Below are 23516 nucleotides of genomic sequence, written 5' to 3' on the forward strand. Positions count from 1 at the left end.
CTTAAAACCAGTTTTCTATATCACTATCCAATGGTTCTACCGGAATACTATCCAAAGCCAATGAGTCGGGAAGCATATTCGGATCGCCACTGCTTACTTTCAATACCAGATGAGCGGTCAACGGTACATGTTCCCCTTTGAGCAAGGTACGCCCGTTTAACTCCACCCCCATCGCCAAATCTTTATAATCGCCCGGCACATACTCTATCTCGACCGACGAGAAGCCACGGGCCCGCAGCAAGGCATACGCCTGACGGAAAGATAAGTCTTCCACCTCCGGTATCACGGCCATCTGGGAGGTCAACGCGTTAATCGTAACAAAGACGATCCGCCCCTCTTTCACCTTCGATCCGACACCGGGAACCAACTCCACGATGGAGCCCGGAGCCACATCTTTCGAGAATACGGAATCGATCACGTTATAGCGTAGCTTATTATTCCCGAAAAACTCGGCGGCGTCCTCTAGCTTCATTCCTTTCACGTCCGGAACGACCACCGCTTGATTATGGCGGGTATAAGAATCCAGCCACGCCAGTACGCCATAAACAACGCCGCACGACACGACTATCACCAACAAGAGATTGATGACAAACGGATTCTTTATCAGTTTTACAAAAAAGTTACTCATTTCACGTATGTATTTGTAGGCGGTTCAAAAGTAGAAAAAAAACGGCATATAGACCAATATCCACCAGAGCAATACTACAAAAACAAAGAAAGTAAAGGCTTTTTAGGAAAAAACCTCTACTTTCTTTATAAATCTTTAGAACGTGACTAATTATCCGTTGTATTCGTCAGATACCGTTAATTTAGCTCTGCCTTTAGCACGACGAGAAGCTAATACTCTACGGCCATTAGCGGTAGCCATTCTTGAACGGAAGCCATGCTTGTTCTTTCTTTTTCTGTTGGAAGGTTGGAATGTTCTTTTCATCTTTCTATATTATTTATTATTATTTGCATACTTATTCGGGCTGCAAAGATAGAGCCTTTTTTTTAATAAACAAAGGGTTGCGCAATTTTTTACACAAGAACCTTTGATATCAGACCAAAGCAAGTTAACTGCATGGGGCAAGTAAGTTAACGTCATCGGCAAATGAAGAAAGCGATGCCACCCATCTCCTTACGGAATGAATGGCATCGATAAAGCACGAATGCTATATGAGGTAAAGGGCCGGGGAGGAGGTGCAGCCTACGTGTAAAACAAATTCAATCCATTGTGTGCCGCACGCTCCCCGCATCCGTCATTCACATGATGGATGGGAACCCATTATCTTGCCAATCGAATATCAGAACCTTCGGCTAAATCTTCTATGGAAGGATTAGCTCTATAGGTATTTCCGTTTTTATTATATGTAATATTAACTGTCATACCCTTGCTGGGATTACCGTAATACGTATAAGTATACTTTCCATTGCTACAAGGCATGCTACCATTCAAACAACTTACAGTAGGAGGATATCCCTCACTCTCCCAGCTCCACCCCCAATAATATCCATATTCTATAGAACCAGTCATTGCCGGTAATAAATTGATATTCGGATTCTTCTTGTAATCACTTACAGACATCGAGACCGTATAATCTTTACTATTTTTATAAGAGAACGTTATTGTCGCATTATCGTCAACTTTCTCCAAAATAGAGCTTGCCATAGAATAACTACCCTCATCATCCATGATTGATATATTTCCAGATTTTCCTCCAGCTATACGGTATGAAATCTGCGAATTCTTACCAACAGAACTCCAGTACGATCCCCAATTGCCAGAATGATAATATGATGCAGATCCATTTATCGGGAAATCCTTCGTGCTCTTAACATTTATATTAGCTGTCTGAAAATTCTCATTTTCTATAGTTACAATTCCATTACTATTATCGACACTCGTTTTAAACGACACGGTTTGAGGACCAGAAGACACGGCTTCATAGATATAATAATACGTATTATCCTCATATACGATCAACATATTCTGATCATCACCCACGGGATAAAGTTTCGTAGCATGAATCTTACACTCTACCGGGAAACTCGGATAGTCTGAAGGAATAGTGAATGACAAGTCGATTTTCTGATCTTTGCCCGCATAATAGATTAGGGGCGTATATGGATTAAATGTATACATCTCAGAAGCAATGACAGTTATCTCCCGGGACAAAACACCTTTGCTCACTCGAATCTTCGCCGTTTGACTTCCCTTTTCCACATGAGCGACCTTCGCAGTTATTAACCCGTTCGTTATATTCAAGTTCGATAAGATATTTCCCTGATCTTCCAATATGGAAACGTTCATGTCCGTATTATTTGCCGTAGACAATCCATTGGGATAGTAGTTGGCCTGTACACTTAAATTTGAAGATGATGTAAATAAATGAATCAGTTTATCCACCACCAAACGATTTCCATTCGCATCTGAAATAATTGGGGATTCTTTCAATATCTCCGCATACAAGTCATTAGAAGGAGCGCTCTTCTTCGCATCCTCCAATGATTCGGCACCACTATTGCTTCCGCCTGTAAATCCTTTGATTATAATGCCATAGTTGAAATTTCGTTCAATCTTATAAGCTTTCTTCTCTGAATTTAATAGATGTATTTTGTAATATCTGCCATTAGAGCCATTTTGAATGATCACATAGGTAGTATTATCACTTGTGTTAGGGGATTCGAACAGATATTTTTCATTCGTATCAAAGTCTGAACCTTCCGAATATTTCATAGAAACCGGCAAAGTCAAAACCTCATTATCATTACGATCAAAAGTGTTATCACCGTTCTCATTATAGGGTGCCACCGTTCCTTTTGATGCATAGTGATACACACCATATCCTCCTATAGTGAAGCCCTGCACGCCTGCATCAACACCTACCGTTACCTTTGCGTAATTACGCAACAAACTTACACTGACCATTTGGTTAAAATCAGAAACTTCTGCCCTTCCCCAAAAAGCAAGCTCACCTGTTACCAAAGGGGCTATAACCTCTCCTTCGTTTTTTCCTTTATTTGCTTCTTCGTTAAATCCACTCCAATTATAATTACAAATAAAGTGAATATACTTAGTCGCTTTTGGAACCCTAGCAGTTCCACTTGTCAAATCCGCAGAGACATCTACCTTTCCAAGGAAAACGTTCTCCTCATCAAAAGTCATTAAAGATAAACTACTCACGCCATCTGCCGCTGTTTTTGTTTTCACAGAATAATCCGGTACAGTCAATGAGAAATTGACTACAGCAAAATCACCGCTATCTTTATTCTCTATTGATTGCTCCAATATATCCTCTTGACAAGAGAATAATGCCAGAAACATTACTGAGAATATGTATATTAAATTTTTCATTTTCCTTATGTTTTTATATTCTATAAAAATCTTTACATCTCACCATCCTTGACATCTCTAACACAACGTACCGTAGCAGCCTTTGAGGTAGACGATTGGTTATTAGTAGTTGCATCCATCATTTGGACTGCTTCTGATCTTCTGGAACTCCAATAAAATCTTCCAGTTAAAATCATATCGAAACCAGAGCCTTGTACATTCTGCAAATAATCAATCATATAGAGCTCAGCAAGAGTTGGAAGCCGCCAGTCATTATGAGTAACATATGAAGTACCAGATTTCTCTCTCTCCGAATAACCACGACAATGTTCGACAGCGTCAGTATAAGACATTTTCGAAGTAGTACCGGCATGAGATGCCAACATAAATCGAGGAGACATTAAACGATTATTGTCATCACTATCCACAGTATTCCCTTCTCCTGAGATTGCAGGATAGCCTATCACAACTGTCTGCTTTAGATAGTTCACGTATTGTTGACTCAATTTGTTAAAATCAGCTTTATCTGTTTCACTTCCATTTTTTATAATTGTACTAGATATATCACTCAAATTAGCTACTAAAACATTTACTATGTACATAGACTTATTATTCAAACTACCAGAAACAGATTCTTTAGTAGTACGGGCAGATAAGAACAATGGTGGATACTGTATTATTCTCACTTTCTCCGATAGCCCATTATTATTTCTGACCACAAACTCTATGACACGAGGTAAAAAATTCACAGGTATTGGACTAATAACTTTTATATTACCTTTTATTCCATCACCTATATCTTGAATACTTATGCCCTGTATATTTACAACTGGTTCCTGCTGATTATTTTTCAGGATATAAACTTTTATTTCATCTGAAGAAATGCTAATAGCCGAAGATGATTGGTAAAATATACTATTATCATCAGTAATCTTATTCGGCATCGTAATCTTCAACGGCGTAACTAACAAATAATTTCCTTTCTCCACATTCACATCCGTCGTTCTTGGTACCCAATCTACTATACTATAAGCCCATTTCATATTGCGCTCTTTCAAATCAAATGTTCCTGCTAACTTATATAAGTTTCCATGAACCAGACCGGTAGTTTCACACACTCCAGCCTTTCGCACCGGATTCAACTCATACTTAAAAGTCCGAGCCATCCCCTCATCCATAGCGCTTTCCTTTAACACGCCTGTTATCTCGATTACAATAGGAGAACCTTCAGTAGCTTTCTCATAAGTATAAAAAGAGAAGCTGCTGATACAGCCTTCCTCCGTTTTATCCCATGAGCTAGTCATTGATTTATTCTTTTTACTATTCGTACAAACGGTGCCTCCCGCAGGTAAAACCACGTCTGACTCCGGGTTGATCCCTGTTATTTTAAATGAGGAAACATCGAAAGAAGCTTCTTCTCCAGCAGAAAATTTCCACGAAACATCAATGCGTGCAACCAACTGATCCACTTTGATATCAAATTTATTGATTTGACCTTTATTTAGAGTTTCAGACTGTTCCGCGATTTTTATCAATTCAGAGGATTTGAAACTTCCTGCTTGCTCTACCGCCAAATCCTTGAATTGCTGATATGTCGTATAAGCCTTACAAGCTTCCCATTGAACACTCGGCAAATTAACGAGTGTCAATATCGGCTGTTTTTCCCCGTAACATTTAGCCACGACTTCTACCTCAAACGATTCCTTCGCATCCGGCTCACCATAGCTTAAACCAACCACTTTCGCTTTTTCCGGATCAAAAACCGCTATCACATAGTTATTGATTTTCTTTTCGGCATCATCCTGTGGAAATTCATAGTTCGCAGCAGCCTTTGTCTCCACACTATTTATGGACAAAGTAGCCGATATCGTAGCCTCCTCTCCTCCACTTATAACAGGCCCGTCAACCAATGTCTCCTCTGAGCAAGAAGAGAATAGCCATGTCGTGGCAGCTATCGTAAATAGTATATTCTTTAGTCTCATAACTTATTAATTTTACCCGTTTATTTTATTACTTCTTCCCAAGTTCCTGTTACCGTATTCGATATAAAGTCGTTTACCGTGCAGGTTCCTTCTGCCGTGCCATTCGTAATGGTCACATACAGTTTATATATATTCCCCGGCTGTACGCAGGCTGCGCCGTCCGTCTTTATCTTAAATGTACTTGTAGATTCCACTCCATTCACCGTATATACGACTTTCAATGCCGTTTGTTTATTCACGTCATTGCTTTCATTCGCATATGTATAAAAACGAATATCGCTAATATTCTCATACGTTGGTTTTGGGGATACACTCGAATCATTATAATCCGGATGAAAAGGATTATCATCACCTACAGAAAGCGGACCTACAGGAGAAGATCTCAGAATCACATTAGGATCAGCCTTTTTAACATATGTGCTAGTAACGGCGTTTAATAATGAAACGCTTACAACGTTAGCATCGGATACCGTCTCTTCCTTGAAAACAGGTTCCCCATTCGAATCTGTTCCAGTTTGTACCTTCTTATTTACCTTAAACTCCTCCAACTGAATAGCCGACGTAAGTTGATATACCGGTATTTCAACCTTGGTACAATTCTCTCCCTCAACACATTCATCCAATACCTTCTCCCGCACTTTATAATCAGATATAGTTACTGAACCGAACTTCACGAAGATATTAGGATCTGTCATAGTAATTCTTCGTCCCAATATATCACCGTAAGTCTTGCAGTTTGCCACAAATCCATCCAGATCTTTTTTTGCATCGGCCGATAATATATTAGCGACCGCCACAAACGTCACTTTAGGTTTATCTGTCGCATCCGCGTTTCTTACAGGAATCTTAATAATCATATGGTTTCCCAACGCATAAATATTAGGATTATCTTTCGTAGGTGCAGAGCCTATCGCATCACCTCCTTGATAGGTATTATAGAAAGCAGAGGCTATTATTTCACTTCCGTTTGTTAACGCATCTTCACCCCCTAAGAATGCCGCTATATAACAGCTATTGATAACTCCTTCTGTTGTTTTATTATTATCCGGAGCTTCTGTACCTACTGATTTAGTTTGTAGAGTGCCACCTGTTAAAGCCAAGTCGAATTCCGCATATATATCCGTCCTCGATTCTTCCTCTGTAACAACTTTGCCTACCTCATCCAGCACCTCATCCCCCATCGAGCAAGAGATCGCTAGTAGCATCAAGCAAATACTTGAGATTATTGTCCTTATTTTCATACCCCTATATTTTATTCGTTTAACTTATTCCTTATTGTCTAGAATATAAGGATCGTTTTAGTTCCGATAGGACGAAGGTCTAGGCAGGCTTGAGTAAAGAAGACATACAAGACTGAATCAACTCTTTACCTTGTTGAGAATAGGTAAAGATAATTTTCATAAGTTCTTCTCCAAAGTGGATTGATTTGCATAAGAGACTATAATATAAGGATTTAATATTAGGATAGGTTATATAGTCCTATCGGAACGAAGTTCCCAAGGACAGGCTAGCGGATTTTTTTACACTGACAAAATTAAATGGATACATTAATGAATGGAATAGGCGGAACTTTCAACTTTAAGGGGTAAAACTAGCAATTTAAGGTTTGTTGAAATAAACGATAGAGAATCCTATCATTTCGATAGAGATACCCATGCTGCCAGAGAAACATTATAGGTCATGGTTGCTTTTTTATGAATAGGAACAAAGATAATCGTTTAATTCATTATCTTTGTGGAAGTATAAACAAATAAACAAGATAACTATGAAAAATAAATCATCGTTAGTACGTTTCGATTGGGCGATCAAACGTTTACTTCGCCAAAAGTCCAATTTTGTAGTCCTCGAAGGTCTTTTATCCACCCTTCTCGGGGAAAACGTGATTATTGTCCGCATCCTAGAAAGCGAAGGTAACAAAGAGGATAGCGAGGACAAGTTCAACCGCGTAGACGTATTGGCAGAAAACAGTAAAGGCGAGCTGGTAATCATCGAGGTACAAAACAACCGGGAGCTAGATTATTTTCACCGTATGCTATATGGCACATCCAAGGCAGTCACCGAGTATATTCATGAGGGAGAGAAATACGGTACTATCAAGAAAATCTACTCCGTAAACATTATCTATTTCGATCTTGGGCAGGGAAAAGATTACGTATATCACGGGAAGACCCAATTCAAAGGTATTCATTTTGACGATATATTGAAACTATCCACCCGCCAACGGGAACAATTCGTCAAACAAGAAGCCGGCGATATTTTTCCTGAATATTACGTATTACGTGTCAACGAGTTTGACGAACTGGCGAAAACACCCCTCGACGAATGGATCTATTTCCTAAAAACAGGAGAAATAGATGAACATGCCACCGCCAAAGGATTGCCGGAAGCACGGGAGAAGTTACGGATCGATAAACTCAGCCCTTCCGAGAAGGGCCAATACTACGCCCACATGGAAGCCCTTCGATATCAAAGGAGCGTCATCGAGACCGGATGGATAGAAGGGCATGCGGATGGACGAGCGGAAGGCAGAGCAGAAGGCATCGCGGAGGGTAAAGCGGAAGGTAGAGCGGAGGGTATCGCGGAAGGACAGAACCTAGAAAAACGTCAAATTGCCGCCAACTTGAAAAAGCAAGGGCTTCCCATCGAGATCATAGCGAATTGCACAGGGCTCTCTCCCGAAGAGATAGCGGACTGTTAGCGCAAACTTAAAAAGGGGGAATCAAAAGATTCCCCCTTTATACATATCATCGAAATTCGAATGCTGTCCGTTCATCTTCTGGGCCTCCTCGCTTTCTGGATTCAGTTCCAAAGATTTCTTCAAGTCCTCGAACGCACCGGTCTTATCACCTTTCAGATTCTTGGCTCGCCCACGCTCACTATAAGCCTTGGCAAAAGACGGATTCGTCTCGATCGCCTCGTCGAAGAAAGCGATCGCCTCGTCATATTTCTTTTGCTCGATCAGTAACTGACCAGATAAGATACAAGCGTCCTCATTAAACGGATTTAGATCTAGGACCTGCTGGAAATCAGAATTCGCGGCCTCGATATCCCCTAAAGCCATATGAATACGTCCTCTCAATAAATAAGAACTTTCCTCCTCCGGCACGATCTCGATCGCTTTCTCCACATCGGGCAGCGCCTCTTTAGCTTGTCCCAGTCCTAAAAGAATCTCCGCACGCAATAAATAAGCATCGGCGAAATCCTCCTTCAAGGAGATCGATCTCGTCAGGTCGGCGATAGCGCCAAATACGTCATTCGTCGCTTTCTTCGCTTTTGCCATCATGAAATAAGCGACATGATTAGAAGGCTCTAGCTCGATCACGTGCAAACAATCGGTTATGACCTCCGCATCCTTATCCAACATAAACAATAAGTTAACGCGAGTCAAGCGGGTAGCGATATGATCCGGCTCCATCTCAACCATCCGGTTCAACACGTCCTCGGCTTTCCCTAGATCGTTCGCCATCGTATAAGCGGAAACGAGATAGCTCATCGTCTCAAAATCCTCCTGTATATTCAGTGCCTCCGTAAAGCATTTGATCGCATAAGCGAGTTTTCCCATCTTCTGAGCACGTACGCCGTCGTATTTCAAGATATCAAAGTTCTTCTGCTCGTTCTTTGCCTTATCCTCCGTCGCCTCGGCCGGTTTGGAAGAAGAGAATAAAGATGTAAAGAAATTTCCCATGGTCTTATTCCTTAATTATTATAGTTTTACATTATTAGAATTCCACCGCAAAGTTACGGTAATATATTTGAATTTTCAGCCGTACAAGCGCCGGAAAAAACACGTACGTGTTTTTGGAAAAAGTTGTACATGTTTTTCGGAAAACACGTACATGTTTTTTCAAGCTGACAATCATTCACCGAAAAGGCCGTTTCGCTTATTTATTTTCATTTTTTTAATTAAAATGTAACAGATCGTTTTCCAGTATTTTATAATTTTGCGATTGTTTTTAATTTGGCTGAAAGTTGCTCAATCCTTTGTAGAAACCTTTTAAGCTAGCCACAAATATAGAATATGGAGAATATAGAGACAGGACTTTTGTTAATGGTAGTTGGAATGACCACCGTATTTGCTATCCTTTTGATCGTTATCAATCTGGGAAAAGGACTTATCGTCTTGGTGAATAAATACGCACCGGAAGAGATCATAGCGAAGAAACCAGTAGCGGCAGCCGTTCGGGTACAAACGGCCACTCCAACGCAAACCACCGCAATCGGCAGTCTTTCCGGACAGGAGACAGCCGCCATCGTATCGGCAATCAGCGCCGTGACCCGTGGACAGGGGAAAGTTATCAAAATTGAGAAAGTATAAATAATACATATTAATATCATGAAAAGAGAAATCAAATTCAGTTTGGTCTTCAGAGACATGTGGCAATCTGCCGGAAAGTATGTCCCGACCGTAGACCAACTAACCAGAGTCGCTCCGGCAATTATCGAGATGGGCTGTTTCGCCCGGGTGGAAACGAATGGCGGAGGATTTGAACAAGTCAACTTATTATTCGGCGAGAATCCTAATAAAGCGGTCCGTGAATGGACAAAACCTTTCCATGCGGCAGGTATCCAGACGCATATGTTGGACCGCGCGTTGAACGGCCTTCGCATGAGCCCGGTACCCGACGATGTACGTCAGCTATTTTATAAGGTAAAGAAAGCGCAGGGAACGGATATCGCCCGCACGTTCTGCGGTTTGAACGACGTACGGAATATCGCCCCATCTATTAAATATGCGAAAGAGGCCGGTATGATCTCACAATGCTCCTTGTGTATCACGCATTCTCCGGTACATACGGTTGAGTATTATACCAAGATGGCATTCGAGTTGATCGAGCTCGGAGCGGATGAGATTTGTATCAAGGATATGGCCGGTATCGGACGTCCGTACACATTAGGCCGTATCGTAGCCAATATCAAGGAAAAATATCCAGAGATCCCGATCCAATATCATAGCCATGCCGGTCCCGGCTTTAACGTAGCTTCCATCATGGAGGTTTGTAACGCGGGTTGCGACTATATCGACGTAGGTATGGAGCCGCTTTCTTGGGGTACAGGACATGCGGACTTGCTGACCGTACAGGCGATGTTGAAGGACGCCGGTTATAAGGTGCCCGAGATCAATATGGAGGCTTATATGAAGGTTCGTGCCTTGGTTCAAGAATTCATGGATGATTTCTTGGGATTGTATATCAGCCCGAAGAACCGGTTGATGAATTCCTTGCTGATCGGACCGGGACTTCCGGGCGGTATGATGGGTAGCTTGATGGCGGACCTTGAGAAGAACCTAGAGACGATCAACAAGAGCAATATAAAGAACAACAAACCGCTGATGTCTCAAGACCAGTTATTGATCAAGTTGTTCGACGAGGTAGCTTACGTATGGCCACGTGTCGGTTATCCTCCATTGGTAACTCCATTCAGCCAATACGTGAAGAACCTAGCTTTGATGAACGTCATGCAGATGGAGAAGGGGAAAGCCCGCTGGAGCATGATCGCCGACGATATCTGGGATATGATCCTCGGAAAGGCCGGACGTCTTCCGGGCCCGTTGGCTCCCGAGATCGTCGAGAAGGCGAAGGCCGAAGGCCGCCAGTTCTTCGAGGGCAATCCTCAAGACAATTATCCGGACGCATTGGATAAGTATCGAAAGTTGATGAACGAGAAGCAATGGGAAGTTGGCGAGGATGAGGAAGAACTCTTCGAATACGCCATGCACCCCGCTCAATACGAGGCATATCGCTCCGGAAAGGCCAAGGTCGAGTTTAAGGCAGACGTGGCAAAACGTAAGGCAGAGAAAGCGAACGCCGGTAAACCGACGGTACCCGCCACTCCAGCCGCACCGGCTCCGGCACCTGCCGCTGCATTAACGATGCCGACTACTCCGCAAGTCATGACCGTAGATGTAAACGGGCAAGCTTACCGTGTGACCGTCGCTTTTGGTGATACCAACAGCGCGACTCCGGAAGTTAAACCGACAGCGGCTCCCGCCCCGACAGCCCCGGAGACAACAAATGCTCCCGCAGGCGCTGGAAAAGAGGTGCTTTCTCCGCTGGAAGGTAAATTCTTCCTTATAAAGAACGCTTCCGATACACCGGTGAAGGTAGGCGACGTAGTGAAAGAAGGTGATGTCCTTTGCTACGTGGAGGCCATGAAAACATACAATGCCGTACGTGCCGAGTTCGGGGGAACGATCACGGCGATCTGCCTGTCTTCCGGTGATGCCGTATCTGAGGATGATGTATTAATGACGATTCAATAATGAACGAGATATTTCAAAACTTATATGAGATGACTGCGTTCAGCAATATCATTGCTGAACCGCAGTTCTTGATCATGTATGCCATAGCGTTCGTATTGCTCTACCTCGGTATCAAGAAACAATACGAGCCACTATTGCTCGTGCCTATCGCGTTCGGCGTATTGCTCGCCAATTTCCCCGGAGGCGATATGGGAGTGATTCAAGCGGATGAGAATGGGTTGATTAATGTACACGGCGTGATGAGAAACATCTGGGAAATGCCGCTGCATGATATCGCACACGAGCTTGGCTTGATGAACTTCATCTATTATATGTTGATCAAGACGGGCTTCTTGCCGCCGATTATCTTCATGGGTGTCGGTGCGTTGACCGACTTCGGCCCAATGCTCCGCAACCTTCGCCTATCCATTTTCGGCGCCGCGGCCCAATTGGGAATCTTCACGGTGCTTTTGGTAGCGATCTTGATGGGATTCACACCGAAAGAGGCAGCGTCTTTAGGTATTATCGGTGGCGCCGATGGCCCGACGGCTATCTTCACGACCATTAAATTGGCTCCGCATTTGCTAGGCCCGATCGCTATCGCCGCTTATTCTTACATGGCTTTGGTACCGGTTATCATCCCGTTGGTCGTTAAGCTACTGTGTTCTAAGAAAGAATTACGGATCAACATGAAGGAACAAGAGAAGAAATACCCTTCTAACATGGAGATCAAAAATTTGCGTGTATTGAAGATTATCTTCCCGATCGTGGTAACTACCGTAGTCGCCTTGTTTGTTCCCAGCTCCGTTCCTTTGATCGGTATGTTGATGTTCGGTAATCTTGTAAAAGAGATCGGAACCAATACGTTCCGTCTGTTCGATGCCGCTTCCAACAGCATCATGAACGCTGCAACGATCTTCCTTGGATTATCTGTCGGAGCTACCATGACATCAGAGGCGTTCTTGAACCTGACAACAATCGGTATCGTAATCGGCGGTTTCTTGGCATTCGCCTTGTCTATCGCCGGAGGTATCTTCTTCGTTAAGATTTTCAATTTGTTCACCAAGAAGAAAATCAATCCGCTTATCGGAGCCACGGGTTTAAGTGCTGTACCCATGGCCTCTCGTGTGGCGAATGAGATCGCGTTGCAATATGATCCGAAGAACCATGTCTTGCAATATTGCATGGCTAGTAATATCTCGGGGGTGATCGGCTCAGCGGTAGCTGCCGGCGTGTTGATTTCCTTCTTGGGATAAATAAGATTAAATAGTATGAGTAGATGGTGGGAGACGGGGCATGCCCCGTCTCTACAACCGGAATCAGGAGAAATCGGCCAACCTTAACATCTATTAGTATCCAAAATGACTTTTTAGATAAATAATTTCCCCGAAATGCTGTAATCCAAAAATATTTAGTTTAATTTGTGACTTGATATAGGAATGTATTTATCCTTTTCTTAAAAGCGATTGTATATGAAGGACACTCTTGAGACTAATTTGCCGGAAGAAGCCGGGAAATTGGAAGAAACTAAAAAACCGGTTGAGACGCCGGAAATCGATGCTACCGCAGACGTTGAAGCCAACGATACAGCGGAGGCGGATGCTGCTATTGCCGCAGGTAAATTAACCAAAGAAGAAATTCTCGCTAAGTTAACCGAACTTGTTGAGACTTCCGTAGAGACTTCCCGTGGAGAAGTAGAGGCTTTGAAACAGGCTTACTACAAGATCCGTCGTAACGAGGTGGAAGAGCTTAAGAAAGTATTCATCGCTGATGGTGGCGAAGAAAAGGATTTTACAGCCCCCGCTGACGAAACCGAGAACAAGATCAAGGATTTGCTCACCTCTTATAAAGAGAAAAGAGCCGCTATCCTCGCCGAGGAAGAGCGTGTAAAGGCCGCTAACTACGCTTTGAAATTGCAGTTGATCGACCAGTTGAAAGAGCTTTGCGAAAGCCAAGATGATTTCAATAAATTATACAACTCTTTCAAGGACATCCAACAAAGATGGAAAGAGGTGAAGGCCGTTCCCCAAGAGCACGTGAACGAGCTTTGGAAGAACTATCAGATCTACACCGAGAAATTCTATGATATTATCAAGATAAACAATCAGTTCCGTGATTACGACTTCAAGAAGAATCTGGAATTGAAGACCGCCTTGTGCGAAACCGTAGAGAAACTAGGTAACGAGCCGGATGTTATCTCCGCTTTCCACCAGCTTCAGAAGCTGCACCAGCAATGGCGTGAGATCGGGCCGGTAGCGAAAGAGTTACGTGAGGACTTATGGGCTCGCTTCAAAGCTGCCTCAACCGTGATCAATAAGCGTCACCAAGAGCACTTCGAGAAACTGAAAGCGAAAGAGCAGGAGAATCTGGATGCGAAGACCGTGATTTGCGAACAAATCGAGGCGATTGATTTCAGCGCATTGAAATCGTTTAAGGATTGGGAAGAAAAGAATAAGGAGGTAATCGGCTTGCAAGAGAAATGGAAGACGATTGGTTTCGCTCCGAAAAAATATAACGTAAAGATATTCGAACGTTTCCGTGCCGCTTGCGATGTCTACTTCGAGAAGAAGAGCGAGTTCTACAAGGCGATCAAGAGCGATATGGAGAAAAACCTCGACGCTAAACGTGCGTTATGCGAGAAAGCCGAGGCTTTGAAGGATAGTACGGACTGGAAGGATACGACGGATAAGATGATCGCTTTGCAGAAAGAATGGAAGACGATCGGACCGGTAGCCCGTAAGCATTCCGACGCTGTCTGGAAACGTTTTATCTCGGCTTGTGATTATTTCTTCGAGCAAAAGAATAAGAACGTTGTTTCCCAAAAGAGCATAGAGCAGACCAACTTGGCCGCTAAGAAAGAGTTGATCGCTAAGATCAAGGGCATGGACGAGAGCCTTGGACATGATGAGGCTATCACGACCTTGAAGTCTTATATGGCGGAATGGAACACGATCGGTTTCGTACCGTTCAAGGAGAAAGATAAGATCTACAAGGAATATCACGAGGCGGTTGACCAACAATTCGATCGCTTGAAGGTAGACCAGAACGATCGCAAGATGCAGTCGTTCCGCAACAACCTAAACGAGATGACCAGCGGCGAAAGAGGTAAAGGCCGTTTGTTCAGCGAGCGTGATAAGTTGATGCGTATGTACGAGCGCATGAAGAACGAGCTTCAGACTTACGAAAACAACATCGGCTTCCTAAGCATTTCCTCCAAGGGCGGCGGCGGTTTACTGAAAGAAATGGAACGCAAGATCGAAAAGCTGAAAGAGGATATGGCTTTAACGGTCAAGAAGATCGATGCCATCGACGAGAATCTGGAATAACAATCTCATAAACCCGAGCAAAGCCGTCCTTTAAAAAGACGGCTTTGTTGTTTTTACGCTTTTATGTCACGGATACATTATTTCAATCCCGGCCACGAGACGGCCGTACTTTTAGGGACACAGAACTACACGGCACCGACAAACGTCCGTAAAATGCAAAAAGACTTGGCGCTGCTGCCGGTTTGGTATGCGGAAGAGGATGATTTTGTCTATCTGGAAGATAGTAAGGCAACCCCTCCGTTTTTCGCTCATTTGCCCAAAGACATACACCCTGCTCCTATACCCGTAACAAAAGCGATGCTGGCGAAAAACGCTCCCTACCTCTCTCCTATGGACGCGGCCCCGTGGGGACTTTCCCCGCATAGTCTTCATTTATTCGAGCAGTTGAGGGACAAGGCAAAAGTCCGGCTATCCGTCCCGACTTGGAAAGAGGATTATTTTCGCCTTACCGGTAGGCAAACGGCGGCGGAATGTCTGGAAAAGATACAGGCCCTCCTACCCGATCTCCCTATTCCGGTAGCGCCTCGTTTCTGCACGAAAATCCGGGAGGTAGAGAGATACATGCTCTTATGCAACGCTCCCTTCGTATTAAAAACACCCTATTCCTCTTCCGGACGGGGATTGTTATGGATAGAGAAACGAAAACCAGATACGAAGACGAAAAACTGGATAGAGGGCGCATTCAACAAACAAGGAATGATCAGCATCGAAAGCGGATTAGACAAAGTACAGGATTTCGCCATGGAATTTTATTCCGACGGGCAAGGTACTGTCCGTTACGAGGGATTATCCGTTTTCAATACCGAGGGGCGAGGCTCCTATACAGGCAACATCCTAGAGGAACAATCCACCATGCTCTCTCGCATCACCCGATTCACGGGCGAAGAGACCTATTCCCGCATCCAAGAGGCGGTACGCACTGTATTACAAGAAGTGTACGGATCTACTTACGCGGGCTGTATAGGTGTGGATATGCTGGTCTATAGACAAAAGGATGGATCTTTCGCTATTCATCCCTGCATTGAGATCAATATGCGGTATACGATGGGAATGGTCGCTTTACGTCTATTCCAGCATTATGTAGCGCCCGGGGCTGTTGGCGATTACCGGGTTTCTTACGAGAAGGAAGCCGGAGAAGCTCTCGAGAAACACCGCCTCATGTCTGAGACTTATCCACTTCGCTTTGCGAATGGAAGGATTCAAGAAGGCTACCTCTCATTATGCCCCGTCACGAAAGACACACATTATCGAGCCTATTTATTGCTCATGTAACAGATTATTCATTACATTTGTAAAAATCTTTAGACCTCAGTAATACCATTAATAAATTTATCATTATGAAAAGATTATCAATCTTGGCCGTATTCATGCTGATCAGCGTGATCACGTTCGCCCAACAAGCCCTTTGGGGTAGTCAGAACATCATCTCTCCGGAGATTCATCCGGATAACACCGTAACCTTCCGGTTCATGGCACCCAAAGCAATCAAGGTGCAGGTAACAGGAGATTTCCTTCCCACACAGAAGATGGAGACTCAGTTCGGTTTAGTGGATGTACCCGGTACCGTTGATTTAAAGGAAGGTAAAGAAGGCGTTTGGGAATATACCACACCGGAACCTCTTCCCTCCGAATTATATAGCTATTCCTTTATTGTCGATGGATTAAAGACTACAGATCCTAATAATGTCTATCTGAACCGTGACGTGGCATCCGTTACGAATATCTTTATCATCAAGGGTGGACAGGGCGATTTATACAGCGTTAATGATGTTCCTCACGGAACGGTCGCTCGCCGTTGGTATGAGAGCCCGACATTGGGAAAGACCCGCCGTATTACCGTTTATACGCCGGCTGGCTATGAGACAAGTGGCAAAAAATATCCGGTATTCTACCTCTTACATGGCATGGGTGGCGACGAGGAAGCTTGGATCGCCTTAGGACGTACGGCCCAAATCTTAGACAATTTGATCGCCCAAGGTAAGGCAAAACCGATGATCGTGGTTATGACAAACGGAAACGCGGATCAAGAGGCCGCTCCGGGAGAATCCAGCCTAGGTTTAGTTAAGCCGAATATGCAACTACCTAAAACCATGGAGGGTAGCATGGAAAGCAGCTTCCCGGATGTCATTAAGTTTATCGAGAGCAATTACCGTGTGGAAAAAAAGAAATCCAACCGTGCGATAGCCGGACTTTCCATGGGTGGTTTCCATTCTTTGCATATATCTAAGCAATATCCGGATATGTTCGATTACGTGGGATTATTCTCTGCCGCTATCCTCCCCCGCGAAGGCTCCGAATCTCCCATCTACCAGAATATGGATGAGAAGCTGAAAGTACAATTCGGCAAGCACCCGAAATTATACTGGATCGCCATCGGTAAAACCGACTTCTTATACAAGAACAACGTAGACTATCGTAAGAAACTAGACGATAGCGGCTACAAATACGAATACTACGAGAGCGACGGCGGCCATATCTGGAAAAACTGGCGCATCTACCTCACAAAATTCGCCCCAATGTTATTCAAATAACAAAATACCCCAGTTGTAGAGACGCGGCATGTGCCGCGTCTCTATGACCTAGCTACAGTCATGTAATTACAACGTATTCTTAAGGATACGCTTAAATACAATATCTCTGAGATTACGGGCGATCGGGATTTGATAGGATTCGATACGTAATCTATTCCCTTCTACCAGATCGACACGATCCGCATTAATTATATACGATTTATGCGTTTGGAGAAATTGATCATCGGGTAGGGATTCCCCGATCCGCTTCAAGGTTGAATGGGTCAATACTCTACCGGAAGTAGTATAGATACTAACATAATTTTCCAACGCCTCTACAAATAAGATATCTCTTAGGTAAATCTTACGCATTTGCTTCTCGCTTTTCACGAAAAACGAGGCATCCGCATCCGGCGTATTCTCCCGAGCCAACAGGTCGTGCACCTTATTCACGCCTTTTAAGAAACGCTCAAAGGAAATAGGCTTCAGCAAATAATCCACGACATCCAGCTCATACCCTTTCAAAGCATATTGCTCATAAGCGGAAGTAACGATCACTTTGGGAGGCTGGTTTAAGGTCGCCAATAAATCCAAACCGGAAAGATAAGGCATCTCGATATCTAACAAAAGTAAATCCGGCTGCTGAGTTTTCAACAGGGTATTTAATTGGATAGCGTCCTCACATACACCGGTCAAGGAGAGAAAATCCACTCGCTCCACATACGATTGCAATCCTTTACGGGCCATCGGCTCATCATCTGTTATCACGCAGGTTATTGTCATATTTCTTCTATTTCAATCATTAATTCCGCTACGAACTCAGTCTCTTCTTTCCGGGTTTCCAAACGGTGCTTACTGGGATACAATAAAGATAATCGGCGGCGTAAATTTACCAGACCGATGCCTTTACGTTGCCGTTCATCCACCGATTTACGCAACGCTTCGTCCTCCGCTGAAAGCTCGGGGATGGAGTTTCGTATAAACAAACTGATCCGGTTATTTTCCCATTTCATGATAATATCCAATTGATAATCGCCACCTACGTATTTAAAAGCGTTCTCTACCAACGGGAGGAAGAGTAACGGATAAATATTCAGTTCATTCAATTCGGGCGGAAACTCTACACGCAACCGCAGGCGTTCACTCATACGAAGCTTACGCAAAGCTATATAAGTTTTCAAATAATCAATTTCTTGTAGGATACTGACCTTCTGATTACCGCCATACAGTTGGTAACGCAAGAGTTCGGATATCATCTCTAACGTGCGACGAGGCGCCTTGTTACTTTCATCAATCTGGAAATAAACGGTATTGAGCGCATTAAACAAGAAGTGAGGATGATATTGGGATTTCAAGAACTTCAATTCCGTCTGTAATTGATCATTCTTGATCTTTTCGAGTTGGATACGCTGCTCGGCGTAATCTTTATCCAATACTTGAGCTCGCTGAACATTATAGACCATAAACGCAAACAAGCTCCCTATCACGTTCGCGATTATTATATCGTCCATATGGAAAGTATCACCGATAAATATACGGGTTATTGCCAACGTAGCATTCACACCCAATATAATAAATAAGAAAGGCATTCCATACGATCTCCAAACAAATTTCCACCTATTCGGTTCTTTCGCTCTTCGGCTCTTCTCGATCTGGCTTCCAAAGTAAATAAAAAACAAATAAGAGACAAAGATTAGAATCACGATCTCTAGGATACTATTCCCCAAGGACTGTGTCCAGTAGTGTCCTTCTTTCGTATAATCCGTTACCCAGCGGATACAAGAATACAAAGAGACCGCAAAAATCAAGGCATATATCCACTTATATATCTTTTTCATAAACCATTTGTCTAGAGGTTTCACAAATTTATTCTTTTACTTTCATCTACGCTATGCTTCCGGCGAGATTCTTTCACCTCCAAACCACGATTTATACGATAGGTCAAAGAAATACCGACTACCGTCCGGTTCATCCGCTCTTTTATAAAAGCGTGCTGGGTAGGAGTCATCACGCTCATTCTCGATACATTCGAATGGAAAATATCCCGTGCGAATAACTGGATCGTTCCCCGACCTTTCCATATCTTCTTCTGGATACCGGCATTTATTTGCCATAACGGATAGATCGCAGCTTGTCCCGCCGCCATTTTCCCATTATAGAAACCGATAAGTTCAGCGCTCCAAGTCCGGGCAAAGCTAAACTGATTCGAGATCCCGATATTCGGTGTCCATCTCTTATTCACCTTTACTTGATAATTCTCCGGTAAACGATACCGGTTATAGATCAAGGATGCGCTGACGTTCACGTTCCAAAATGAGGTTAGCGGTAATTGGGAGGTACTGAGCCGGGGACCTACGCTGACGCGGGAAGAGAGATTTTCCGGTGAGACATAAACGACATAGTTCCCTTGATCCAAATAGCTCTTGATAATTACATCCTTCGTATAATTGAAAGCAAGCCCCACCCGGAATAAATCGCCATGTATATAGGCCAGTTCCAGATTATCGGATAATTCCGGGCGTAATAAGGTGTTACCTTTATCATACGTATACTCATCGTGGATATATACAAACGGATTCAGGTCCCGGTAATTCGGACGGACAATCCGTTTGCCATAAGTAAGCGACAGACTATTCCCATTCCTCAAGGCATACTGAACAGAAAGCGTTGGGAACAAGTGCGTATAATGATTGGTAAACGAGGAGTCTCTTTGATAAGCGTTACCCGATTGTTCGCCCTCTATGCGGGTATTTTCCAGACGAAGACCTGCCTCCAGACTTATAGAAGAGAATTTGGCGTCAAGCTGTACATAGCCTGCGTTTATATTCTCGTCATACTGAAAATCACAACTCAAGTCATGGTCCGGTTGCCAAGAGTCACCTTGTAACCGATTATAATCAGCGTTATTATCAATAGAGACAAAAGAGGTCTTGGCGCCTGCATGGAACGTGAAGGATTTCGAGAAAGGCCACACCAGATTCGCTTGTCCGGAGTATAAATGGATTCCTCCATCCATATCCCCAAACAAGGTATCTTGGCTATTCAAATATTGGTCTTCCTCGTATCGATAACGCAAGTAGTCCATAGAGGCATCCAAGACCCCGCCATCGGAGTTAAAGGTATGTGTTAAACTTAAAACAGCCGTAAAATTATCCTGCGAACGATTCTGGTCGTTCAAGGTACGAAGCAAACCTCCGGTTTGCGGAGATCGCTTAGGAATGGATGAGTTCATGTCTCCCTCAACCTTGCTACCCGCCAGATTTCCATCCGTGGAAAGCCCTATCGTAGTCTTTTCCGACATTTGATAATCGATCCCGAAACGATAATAGTTTGACTTATTCTTCCAAGTTCGATAGGAAGATTGCGTCATCTGCCCGGTCTCCCCTTCCGGCCGCCAACCTTCCAGATAGCTTCTCTCCACATACAAATCATCGTAATCATTCTTCCGGGAATAGGAATAAGAGAGATAGAAGTTGAACTTATTCGTCCGCAGATTCAAGGTAGTAGAAGCGAAACCTTCCCCATATTTACCTTGGTCATAACTACCATTTACCGAAAGGTTCATTCCCCTTCGCAATATCTTCTTCGTACGTATATCGATAATACCGGAGTTTCCACTAGCGTCGTAACGTGCCGATGGCTGCGTAATCAAATCGATTTTATCCGTAATGGAGGCAGGAGTCGATTTTAAGAGGTTGACAAGATCTTGCCCCGATAAATAGGTCGGCTTACCATCCATCAAGATATTCGCCCCGTTTTGACCATTCAGGAAAATCGTACCATCGTTTTGTATCACGACTCCCGGCAAACTGGTCAACACGTCGTAGACATTCCCTTGGCTTTGGGTGATAGAGGCATCCAGCCTATAAGTCATCTTCCCCGGTTTCATCTCTACCGTAGGGAGCTTAGCCATGATCACCACTTCCTGTAACTTCTGGTCCGCTATCGTATCGACCTGTCCCCAACCACAAAAAGGGGTAATTATCAATAGAACTATTATAAAAAGATTCCTGCTCATGTCGTTTTTATATCAAAATTACATCAGCAGGAATATCCAATCAAATTATTGTGACCAACGGAAGTATCCGGGGGATGAAAGGTAAGAAAACCTTTTATATAGTCGGTTTATCCACCCGTCCGGCAAATAAGATAGCGCCCGTACTCTTCTCCTTTAGGACATAGCCGAAGGGATGGTCAAAACGAAGTTCGGAAATAGTAGGGGCAGGAGAATCCATAGATAGATTCATATCAGCCATAGTCACGGCAGCCGCCTCTGTTCCGGACTCGTTTACCTCAATAAAGGTTTTCTGTTTTACCTCATTTACATATACAGAGGCATCACACATCATCGAGAAATCAGCCAAAACCGGATCAAATGCGTCTGAAATCCCCATCACTCGCATGATCTCTTTCAAATCCATCGAAGGAGACTCAAACTTGAACCGCGGAAGATATAGTTTCAGATTCTGCCGTTTCATCTTATCAATCCAATGATTCCACTCCGTATCATCCAGCCCTTCGATAAGGCGACTCAACGCAACTTCATCGTCTGCGCTAGGCATGAATACGACAAGGCTAAACGCACCATTGCCATAAGGTAACTCCACGACAGAAACCTTATCGTCTACATAGCAATCAGTAGTATTCTCCTGCCGCATGGTGGGTACTTTTATCTCCTCCCCACTATTCAAATAAAAAGGTTCGTCTTTCGTATCCTTTTCCTTAAACTCCGAAGTCCATACCCCCTTAAAATAAATAGCGTTAATCAAAAGAGAGACGGCATCGGAAGAAGAATCATCAAGGATCTTTTGTATTAAATTATTCGTCTTATCGGCACACCAACGGTTTACTTTATCCTTCGTCCATCATTAAACGGCTCATTGTAAACCTCTGCGTTATAATACATCTTATTGGTCTTAACAAAAGATTCCAACACCTTAAAGTCGTTCCTAACCCACACGCTATTGGCATTGGTAAAAATCGTACGTCCATCCAATTTAGGCAGCTCCGTTTGCATCATTTGCGCATAGGCGTTTATCTCTTCGTAGGTAAAGTTCTCATAGCCCAAAGTCTCTTGGATCTCCTTATAGGTATTTCCATCCGCGCCATTCAGGACCATGCCCAAACAAAGGTTCACACTCAAAGGAGATATACAAAAGTCAGCCTTTTGCCTACGAGCCATCTCTCTATAAAAATCGAAAGAGAATTTTTGTACTTTCGCATTTACCTCGGCGGATTTAGAGGTCAAGGGAATGTCATATCGTTCCGTATCCTGACCGAAATTATCTCCCTCCAAATCATTTTCGCAGCTTGTCAATGCAAATAACGGGATGCACAGGCATAAGAATAGGTAGTAAGTGCTTTTCATAATACAATGATTTAAATGTTCCTATATATAATATAGATGCGCAAGATACACATAATGTTGCATTTTATCTATCTTATTTAAAGACATTAGATTGTTTTCACTCGCCGTTTTATACTTAAATAAATTTAATGTACGCACGTACATTAATACCGTATCAAAATATCTCCATCAACAAACAAGCAATGCTTCCAGTATGAAATCTCCTACTTTTGCCTTCTGAAATGAATAACTTGCGGCTTGTCGAGTGAATAACTAACGAGTATACCCAGTGAATAACTAACGGCTTTAGAAGTGATTAGTTATTCACTTCTAAACGCTTTTTCCAGCTGTTGATCAAGCAAAATTCTCATTTCCATAAAGTCATCCACGAAGAGGCTTTTCTGTCTTTTTGAGTAGTATTAGAGCTTTTCCATAACATCTCATTTCCACAGGAATCACAAGATAAAGGAGGGGAGATAACAATAAACAGTGCTTTTCCAATGAAAAAGACCGTTTTCGATACACATTAGGCGACAAAAGCCTACACATACGGTCGCGTTAAGCAACGCCAGTAGTGCCATTGGGCATTATAAGCAGTCGCAAATAGGGTTGTAAGTAGTCGTGAATGGGCATTCTTACCTCCTTATAGCCCTATCGTAACACCGTTTTTCCCTCCTTTTGCTCCATCAGATATGAATTACGATGAATTATTTTCGCTAGAACAAAAGGCTATTTTTCGGCATTGCTCTATCAATGAACCGATTGCTGATTTATTTTTTCAAATTCAAGCACAAGAC

Annotated in this window: 18 protein-coding genes; 7 read left to right on the forward strand and 11 right to left on the reverse strand. The window is 43.3% G+C overall.

The genetic code is table 11. The features are described from left to right. Position 1 precedes the first annotated feature (1 nt). The 5 genes from ACESPU_RS12670 to ACESPU_RS12690 form a co-directional block, all read right to left on the reverse strand. Positions 2 to 628: a PASTA domain-containing protein gene (locus tag ACESPU_RS12670; protein WP_005861027.1), complete on the reverse strand. Its 627-nt coding sequence runs from the start codon at positions 626 to 628 to the stop codon at positions 2 to 4. A gap of 150 nt (positions 629 to 778) precedes the next feature. Continuing rightward, complete coding sequence (rpmH, locus tag ACESPU_RS12675) at positions 779 to 931, reverse strand: 50S ribosomal protein L34 (protein ID WP_005633099.1); 153 nt, start codon at positions 929 to 931, stop codon at positions 779 to 781. Positions 932 to 1267: 336 nt separating this feature from the next. After that, positions 1268 to 3337, reverse strand: coding sequence for a hypothetical protein (locus ACESPU_RS12680; protein ID WP_158532649.1), 2070 nt, complete (start codon positions 3335 to 3337; stop codon positions 1268 to 1270). Between the two features lie 32 nt (positions 3338 to 3369). Continuing rightward, entirely contained in the window at positions 3370 to 5298 is a 1929-nt protein-coding gene (locus ACESPU_RS12685; protein ID WP_057326049.1) for a fimbrial protein, read from the reverse strand. A 20-nt stretch (positions 5299 to 5318) separates the two neighbouring features. Continuing rightward, on the reverse strand, positions 5319 to 6539 hold the full coding sequence (locus tag ACESPU_RS12690; protein WP_147342806.1) for a hypothetical protein: 1221 nt from the start codon (positions 6537 to 6539) through the stop codon (positions 5319 to 5321). Between the two features lie 524 nt (positions 6540 to 7063). Here ACESPU_RS12690 and ACESPU_RS12695 point away from each other — a divergent pair. Next, positions 7064 to 7996 carry an Rpn family recombination-promoting nuclease/putative transposase gene (locus ACESPU_RS12695; RefSeq protein ID WP_044546112.1) on the forward strand — a complete coding sequence of 311 codons (933 nt, stop codon included), beginning with the start codon at positions 7064 to 7066 and terminating at the stop codon, positions 7994 to 7996. Between the two features lie 21 nt (positions 7997 to 8017). Here ACESPU_RS12695 and ACESPU_RS12700 read toward each other — a convergent pair whose 3' ends face one another. Further along, the gene (locus ACESPU_RS12700) at positions 8018 to 8983 is read right to left on the reverse strand and encodes a tetratricopeptide repeat protein (RefSeq protein ID WP_158532648.1); all 966 of its coding nucleotides are present in this window, start codon (positions 8981 to 8983) and stop codon (positions 8018 to 8020) included. Positions 8984 to 9316: 333 nt separating this feature from the next. Between ACESPU_RS12700 and ACESPU_RS12705 the strand changes: the two genes are divergently transcribed. The 6 genes from ACESPU_RS12705 to ACESPU_RS12730 all read left to right on the forward strand — a co-directional run bounded on the left by ACESPU_RS12705 (position 9317) and on the right by ACESPU_RS12730 (position 17393). Further along, complete coding sequence (locus tag ACESPU_RS12705; RefSeq protein ID WP_008773957.1) at positions 9317 to 9613, forward strand: OadG family protein; 297 nt, start codon at positions 9317 to 9319, stop codon at positions 9611 to 9613. A gap of 18 nt (positions 9614 to 9631) precedes the next feature. Next, positions 9632 to 11557 (forward strand): biotin/lipoyl-containing protein, encoded by a 1926-nt coding sequence (locus tag ACESPU_RS12710; RefSeq protein WP_005861011.1) that lies wholly within the window; start codon positions 9632 to 9634, stop codon positions 11555 to 11557. After that, the gene (locus ACESPU_RS12715) at positions 11557 to 12792 is read left to right on the forward strand and encodes a sodium ion-translocating decarboxylase subunit beta (protein WP_005866596.1); all 1236 of its coding nucleotides are present in this window, start codon (positions 11557 to 11559) and stop codon (positions 12790 to 12792) included. Before ACESPU_RS12710 ends, ACESPU_RS12715 begins: the two co-directional genes overlap by 1 nt. Positions 12793 to 13008: 216 nt before the next feature. After that, on the forward strand, positions 13009 to 14862 hold the full coding sequence (locus ACESPU_RS12720; protein WP_008780630.1) for a DUF349 domain-containing protein: 1854 nt from the start codon (positions 13009 to 13011) through the stop codon (positions 14860 to 14862). Between the two features lie 63 nt (positions 14863 to 14925). Next, on the forward strand, positions 14926 to 16134 hold the full coding sequence (locus ACESPU_RS12725) for a hypothetical protein (protein WP_057326053.1): 1209 nt from the start codon (positions 14926 to 14928) through the stop codon (positions 16132 to 16134). 65 nt (positions 16135 to 16199) lie between these two features. Beyond that, positions 16200 to 17393 (forward strand): esterase, encoded by a 1194-nt coding sequence (locus tag ACESPU_RS12730; protein ID WP_057328003.1) that lies wholly within the window; start codon positions 16200 to 16202, stop codon positions 17391 to 17393. 66 nt (positions 17394 to 17459) lie between these two features. On the opposite strand, the gene ACESPU_RS12735 is transcribed toward ACESPU_RS12730, so the two are convergent. From ACESPU_RS12735 to ACESPU_RS12755, 5 genes are all read right to left on the reverse strand, one after another. Further along, positions 17460 to 18155, reverse strand: coding sequence for a LytTR family DNA-binding domain-containing protein (locus ACESPU_RS12735; protein WP_005860996.1), 696 nt, complete (start codon positions 18153 to 18155; stop codon positions 17460 to 17462). Then, complete coding sequence (locus ACESPU_RS12740) at positions 18152 to 19210, reverse strand: sensor histidine kinase (protein WP_057319263.1); 1059 nt, start codon at positions 19208 to 19210, stop codon at positions 18152 to 18154. Before ACESPU_RS12740 ends, ACESPU_RS12735 begins: the two co-directional genes overlap by 4 nt. Positions 19211 to 19230: 20 nt before the next feature. After that, the gene (locus ACESPU_RS12745) at positions 19231 to 21390 is read right to left on the reverse strand and encodes an outer membrane beta-barrel protein (protein WP_121962147.1); all 2160 of its coding nucleotides are present in this window, start codon (positions 21388 to 21390) and stop codon (positions 19231 to 19233) included. 94 nt (positions 21391 to 21484) lie between these two features. After that, entirely contained in the window at positions 21485 to 22186 is a 702-nt protein-coding gene (locus tag ACESPU_RS12750; protein WP_373133411.1) for a serpin family protein, read from the reverse strand. A gap of 32 nt (positions 22187 to 22218) precedes the next feature. After that, positions 22219 to 22740: a serpin family protein gene (locus tag ACESPU_RS12755; protein WP_373133403.1), complete on the reverse strand. Its 522-nt coding sequence runs from the start codon at positions 22738 to 22740 to the stop codon at positions 22219 to 22221. Positions 22741 to 23516: the final 776 nt, after the last annotated feature.

The organism is Parabacteroides sp. 20_3 (assembly GCF_964238835.1).
Lineage (GTDB): Bacteria > Bacteroidota > Bacteroidia > Bacteroidales > Tannerellaceae > Parabacteroides > Parabacteroides distasonis.

Bases quoted from the DNA above. Each gene is read 5' to 3' on its own strand.
- rpmH (WP_005633099.1), bottom strand. From the start codon at position 931: ATGAAAAGAACATTCCAACCTTCCAACAGAAAAAGAAAGAACAAGCAT.
- ACESPU_RS12720 (WP_008780630.1), top strand. From the start codon at position 13,009: ATGAAGGACACTCTTGAGACTAATTTGCCGGAAGAAGCCGGGAAATTG.
- ACESPU_RS12755 (WP_373133403.1), bottom strand. From the start codon at position 22,740: ATGAAAAGCACTTACTACCTATTCTTATGCCTGTGCATCCCGTTATTT.
- ACESPU_RS12715 (WP_005866596.1), top strand. From the start codon at position 11,557: ATGAACGAGATATTTCAAAACTTATATGAGATGACTGCGTTCAGCAAT.
- ACESPU_RS12730 (WP_057328003.1), top strand. From the start codon at position 16,200: ATGAAAAGATTATCAATCTTGGCCGTATTCATGCTGATCAGCGTGATC.
- ACESPU_RS12700 (WP_158532648.1), bottom strand. From the start codon at position 8,983: ATGGGAAATTTCTTTACATCTTTATTCTCTTCTTCCAAACCGGCCGAG.
- ACESPU_RS12745 (WP_121962147.1), bottom strand. From the start codon at position 21,390: ATGAGCAGGAATCTTTTTATAATAGTTCTATTGATAATTACCCCTTTT.
- ACESPU_RS12710 (WP_005861011.1), top strand. From the start codon at position 9,632: ATGAAAAGAGAAATCAAATTCAGTTTGGTCTTCAGAGACATGTGGCAA.
- ACESPU_RS12740 (WP_057319263.1), bottom strand. From the start codon at position 19,210: ATGAAAAAGATATATAAGTGGATATATGCCTTGATTTTTGCGGTCTCT.
- ACESPU_RS12685 (WP_057326049.1), bottom strand. From the start codon at position 5,298: ATGAGACTAAAGAATATACTATTTACGATAGCTGCCACGACATGGCTA.
- ACESPU_RS12705 (WP_008773957.1), top strand. From the start codon at position 9,317: ATGGAGAATATAGAGACAGGACTTTTGTTAATGGTAGTTGGAATGACC.
- ACESPU_RS12690 (WP_147342806.1), bottom strand. From the start codon at position 6,539: ATGAAAATAAGGACAATAATCTCAAGTATTTGCTTGATGCTACTAGCG.
- ACESPU_RS12725 (WP_057326053.1), top strand. From the start codon at position 14,926: ATGTCACGGATACATTATTTCAATCCCGGCCACGAGACGGCCGTACTT.
- ACESPU_RS12670 (WP_005861027.1), bottom strand. From the start codon at position 628: ATGAGTAACTTTTTTGTAAAACTGATAAAGAATCCGTTTGTCATCAAT.
- ACESPU_RS12695 (WP_044546112.1), top strand. From the start codon at position 7,064: ATGAAAAATAAATCATCGTTAGTACGTTTCGATTGGGCGATCAAACGT.
- ACESPU_RS12735 (WP_005860996.1), bottom strand. From the start codon at position 18,155: ATGACAATAACCTGCGTGATAACAGATGATGAGCCGATGGCCCGTAAA.
- ACESPU_RS12680 (WP_158532649.1), bottom strand. From the start codon at position 3,337: ATGAAAAATTTAATATACATATTCTCAGTAATGTTTCTGGCATTATTC.